This is a genomic window from Mycobacterium sp. E3251 (assembly GCF_001666835.1).
In the GTDB taxonomy this organism is placed as follows: domain Bacteria; phylum Actinomycetota; class Actinomycetes; order Mycobacteriales; family Mycobacteriaceae; genus Mycobacterium.
The window spans coordinates 1-4,012 of the sequence record NZ_LZJF01000074.1 but is presented as its reverse complement, the minus strand read 5'-3'; the positions used below and the strand labels follow the sequence as shown (position 1 = coordinate 4,012).

At 66.7% G+C, this 4,012-nt stretch carries 4 protein-coding genes and 1 pseudogene; 2 read left to right on the top strand and 3 right to left on the bottom strand.

Annotated elements, in window-relative coordinates:
- A pseudogene (locus A5697_RS10915) lies at positions 1-486 on the top strand (PA domain-containing protein); the annotation flags it as partial.
- Between the two features lie 398 nt (positions 487-884).
- Here the strand turns inward: A5697_RS10915 and A5697_RS10910 are convergent.
- From A5697_RS10910 to A5697_RS10900, 3 genes are read right to left on the bottom strand one after another with little or no spacing between them, the layout of a single operon-like run.
- Complete coding sequence (locus A5697_RS10910) at positions 885-2,384, bottom strand: M28 family metallopeptidase (protein ID WP_068010346.1); 1,500 nt, start codon at positions 2,382-2,384, stop codon at positions 885-887.
- A gap of 53 nt (positions 2,385-2,437) precedes the next feature.
- Positions 2,438-2,863: a DUF2752 domain-containing protein gene (locus A5697_RS10905; RefSeq protein ID WP_068010344.1), complete on the bottom strand. Its 426-nt coding sequence runs from the start codon at positions 2,861-2,863 to the stop codon at positions 2,438-2,440.
- 15 nt (positions 2,864-2,878) lie between these two features.
- The gene (locus tag A5697_RS10900; protein ID WP_067264203.1) at positions 2,879-3,214 is read right to left on the bottom strand and encodes a CD225/dispanin family protein; all 336 of its coding nucleotides are present in this window, start codon (positions 3,212-3,214) and stop codon (positions 2,879-2,881) included.
- A gap of 368 nt (positions 3,215-3,582) precedes the next feature.
- On the opposite strand from A5697_RS10900, the gene A5697_RS10895 reads away from it, so the two are divergent.
- The coding region (locus tag A5697_RS10895) for a serine/threonine protein kinase (RefSeq protein WP_068010342.1) at positions 3,583-4,012 on the top strand (430 nt) is incomplete at its 3' end.

The window sequence follows — 4,012 nt, the reverse complement described above, 5'->3', positions numbered from 1 at the left end:
GTTCGCGTTGGCGATATTCTGCAGCGCGCGCAGGTGCGCGAACATCCGATCGGCGGTCACTTTTCCGGCCAGGCCGCCCGGCCCGCCCAACCCTCGGGCTGTGCGGCCAGCGATTACCCGGCCGCGCTGCCCAAGGGTTCGATCGCCGTCGTCGACGACGCGCGTTGTTCGGTGGTCGACAAGCAGAACAGCGCCGTGGCCAAGGGCGCGGCCGCGCTGGTCGTGCTCAGTGCGCCCGCCGGCCAGGGCGCCCCGCCGACGTTGTTCAATCCGGGCTACTTCAAGCAGCTGACCGTGCCGGTTGCGGTCGCGGGCAGGTCCGCCGCGACCGCGCTCGCCGGCGCGAGCGCGCCCATCCATCTGGTGCTGGACGCCCAGAACACCAAGATCACCTCGCGAAACGTGCTGGCGCAGACCAAGACCGGTTCTCCGCATGAAGTGATCATGGTCGGGGCGCATCTCGACAGCTCGCGTGGCGGGCCGGGCGGGCTGGCCGGTCAGTCCACCGGGCGGTGTCTGGACCAGCAACGACGCCTGGTCGACGGGGTAGCTGCGTCCGGCGATCGTCATCGCCGGCCTGCCCGGGGAAACGGTGTACAACCGGTCGAACTGCGGGGTCATCACCTCAAACCCCCTGTCGCGCAGCGCTTTGGCCACGTAGTCGACGCTGGCGTCGTACCCCGGGGTGCCGTCCGCCCGGTTTCCTTTGTTGGCGTTGGCGATATTCTGCAGCGCGCGCAGGTGCGCGAACATCCGATCGGCGGTCACTTTTCCGGCCAGGCCGCGACCCAAATCCGGTGCGGCCGCGGGTGATCCCGACCGTCCCGACGAGCAGCCCGCCAGCAGCGCGGTCGCCAGCAGCAGTGCCGCTCCCAGTCGGCGGGTCATGGCTTCGTGAGCACGTGACGCGTGCGGTCCTCCATCGCGGGCACCCCGTTGTGGCCGCCGAGGTCTTGGGCGTACAGGCCCACCGCGTACGCGACGCCGCCGCCGTTGACGCCCAGCGCGGCCTTGTCGATGTGGTCGAGGGTGTCGGTCTTCTGATGATAGTTGGGGTCGAACGGCTGGTCGGCGTTCCCGCCCCACAACTTCGCCTGCTCCGCGGACATTTTCACCTCGGCACCGGAGAACAGGCCGCCGGCGGGGATGCCCGCCAGGGTGAACCCGTCGTAGTCGGAACGGCCGTCAAACGACGTGTCCTGCGCGGTTTTTCCGGCGGACTTCAGATAGGCGACCAGCGTGCGCTCGATACCGGCCGATCCCTCCGGCACCACCGGCTGCCCGCGGGCGTCCGCCGGCAGCGATTGGTCCCCGTCATAGGTGAAGTAGCCGGGGTTGGGCGACGCGAGCATGTCGAAATTGAGGTACAGCGCGATGTTTTTGAGCGCAGTCAGGTCGAGTGACTCGACGTAGTTGCGCGATCCGATCAGGCCGAGTTCCTCCGCGCCCCAGAACCCGAACCGCACCGCATTGCGCACCTGTGGCGAATTACCCAGCCGCAGGGCGGTTTCCAGTATCGCGGCCACTCCCGATCCGTTGTCGTTGATGCCCGGTCCATCCGGCACGCTGTCCAGGTGGGCGCCCGCCATCACGACGTTGGTCGTCGATCCCGTTTTGGTCTGCGCGATCACGTTGCGGGCCTTGAAACTCTGCACACTCGCCTTCAGCTTGATGGTGGCCGGCCCCGGCTGGGTGCGCAGTTGCACGCCGACGGACTTGGTCACGCTCACCACCGGGATCTTGACGGTCGTGTCCGGCCCGAGCGTGCCGCCCATCTGTTGCTCGTCGACGTTGTCGGCGACGATCATCGCGACCGCGCCGCGCTGCGCCGCGACGTCCTCCTTCTGAGCGAATGGGCACGTGCCGCGGTCCACCAGGACCACGGCCCCCTGCACCGGCAGGCTGCCGTAATCCGAGACCGCGCAACCGGGGCCGTTGTTTGCGGGGATGGCGACCAGCGGCCCGCTCACCCCGTCCGGTGGGGTGCCGAGGCTGAAGTCGAGCGCGTGCGCCTCGACCGGCCTCCCACCGACCGTCACCTCCGGCTTGTCGCCGTGAAACACCCGCGCGGAGAATTCGGGGGTCTGCACGTCGAAGCCGCTGCCGCGCAATGTGTTTACGACGTAGTCAACGCTGGCCTCGTAGCCGGGGGTGCCCACCGCCCTGGTGCCGTTGTTGGCGTTGGCAATCTCCTGGAGCTTTGCCAGGTGGGCCATCATCGCGTCGGCCGTGACCTTGTCGTGCAGCGCGCCGGCGAACTTGGCCGCGTCGGGGTTTCCGGTGGCCTGTTGGGCATTGGTCGACCGATGGAAGCAGCCGGTCGAGAATGCGGTCATGGCGACCACAACGAGCGCCGCCGGGATCGTCGTGCATTTGTTCACCATCGCGCCCCAGGTTAGACGCCGGGAGGAGCGCCCGGGATCAGGACACGGCGGTATCAGACGTAGAGCGCATTGAACGGCGCAAAGGGAATGTTGCGCACCACAAACCACGCCGCGACCAGCGTCAGCGTCACCACCGCGGCCCAGCGGCCGTGCTGCCAGCTCCGGACCCTTCGGCCCACCACCCGTCCATAGGTCCAGGCAAAGTACGCCCAAACCAGCAGCAGGACGGCCGCCAGGCCCAACGCGTTGAACCTGGCGGCCGCCATGACGTTGCCGTGCATCAGGGAATACAGCATGCGCAGGCTGCCGCATCCCGGACAGTCGATCCCCAACAGCGCCTTGGTGGGACACACCGGCAGCGGACCGTTGGGAGTGGTCGGGTCACCCGCCCAGATGGCGGCGCACATCAGCGTCGTGGAAGCGGCCACCACCAGCGGTGCTCCCAGACTCAGCTGCGCCGACCCTTGGCGGGTCACCATCGTCGTGAACCGAACTCAGAACATCGCGGCGAGCGCCGCATTGGTGTTCGTGTTGAGCGCGCCGACCGCCATCAGGATGCCGTAGATGATTCCCACGACGACACCGATGACCGCCGACCAGATCACCCATTTCTTGGCGCTCTCGGCCGACGCCTGCGCCTCGGCATAACGGCCCTGCGCCCAGAGACCGTTGACTTGGCTGGACTTGACGATCGCCACGATCCCGAATGGGAGGCAGCAGAACAGGGTCACCAGGATGGACCACACCAAATAGTTATTCGGCGCTTGCCCGGCGGGCTGCTGCGGCGGGTAACCAGGCGGCGGAGGGGGCGGTGCCGGCGGTTGTGTCATGAAATCTCCAGTCCCGAGAAGTTAGCTGGCGTAAAGCGGTGCTTACCATACCCGAGCACAGTCGCGGCGGCACTAGCAATTTGAAAATCTCCCTTCGGCCCGCTGACGTGCTCCACGACCGTTCCCCCGCGTTAAGCCGCCGTTCTTCTGCCGAAGGAATCCGGTCACACCAAAAGGATTGGCCGAAAATGAGTTTCGAAATCGCGCGGGATCTCCCGTTGCGCTGCGGTGTCGAGAAAGATGCCAAGACAGACAATTGCCAGCGGAATGTGTTGCTTTGTCTGGACATATCCCTACGATCCCTACTTAGCGGAAGTATGTTTCTCCGGTGAGCGACGCCGGTCCCACAACCGCATAGGAGTCAGAGGATGTCCTACCTCAGCAACGCGTCGCGGTTCGCCACGGCCGCGGCGCTCGCGTGCGGTTGCGCCTTAGCGGGCACGGCCACCGCGGCCGCGGATCCCGCGAACACCGGTAGCTCGTCGGACATCAACACGCTTGCAGCATCGCTGTCGAAGGGCTACGGGCTGAACAACTGCACCGCCCAGAGCATCACCACCGGCGAACTGGCGTCGCTGACCTGCGGGCAGAGCCCCGACCCGAGCGGCCCGGTCCAGGCCAAGTACATCCTGTTCAACAACGGCGAAAACCTGGTCGGCTCGTTCAAGGCCAGCATCAAAGACGACGTGCTCGGCGCCTGTGGGGACAGCGGCCAATCCCCAACCAGTTGGCACCAGGGCAGCAACAGCGGCAATGCCGGACAGGTGGCGTGTGGCACGTATCAGAACGCCGCCGAGA

What these genes read in the sequence shown, in the direction of transcription:
- A5697_RS10910 (WP_068010346.1), bottom strand. Translation starts at nt 2,384, where the DNA reads ATGGTGAACAAATGCACGACGATCCCGGCGGCGCTCGTTGTGGTCGCC.
- A5697_RS10905 (WP_068010344.1), bottom strand. Translation starts at nt 2,863, where the DNA reads ATGGTGACCCGCCAAGGGTCGGCGCAGCTGAGTCTGGGAGCACCGCTG.
- A5697_RS10900 (WP_067264203.1), bottom strand. Translation starts at nt 3,214, where the DNA reads ATGACACAACCGCCGGCACCGCCCCCTCCGCCGCCTGGTTACCCGCCG.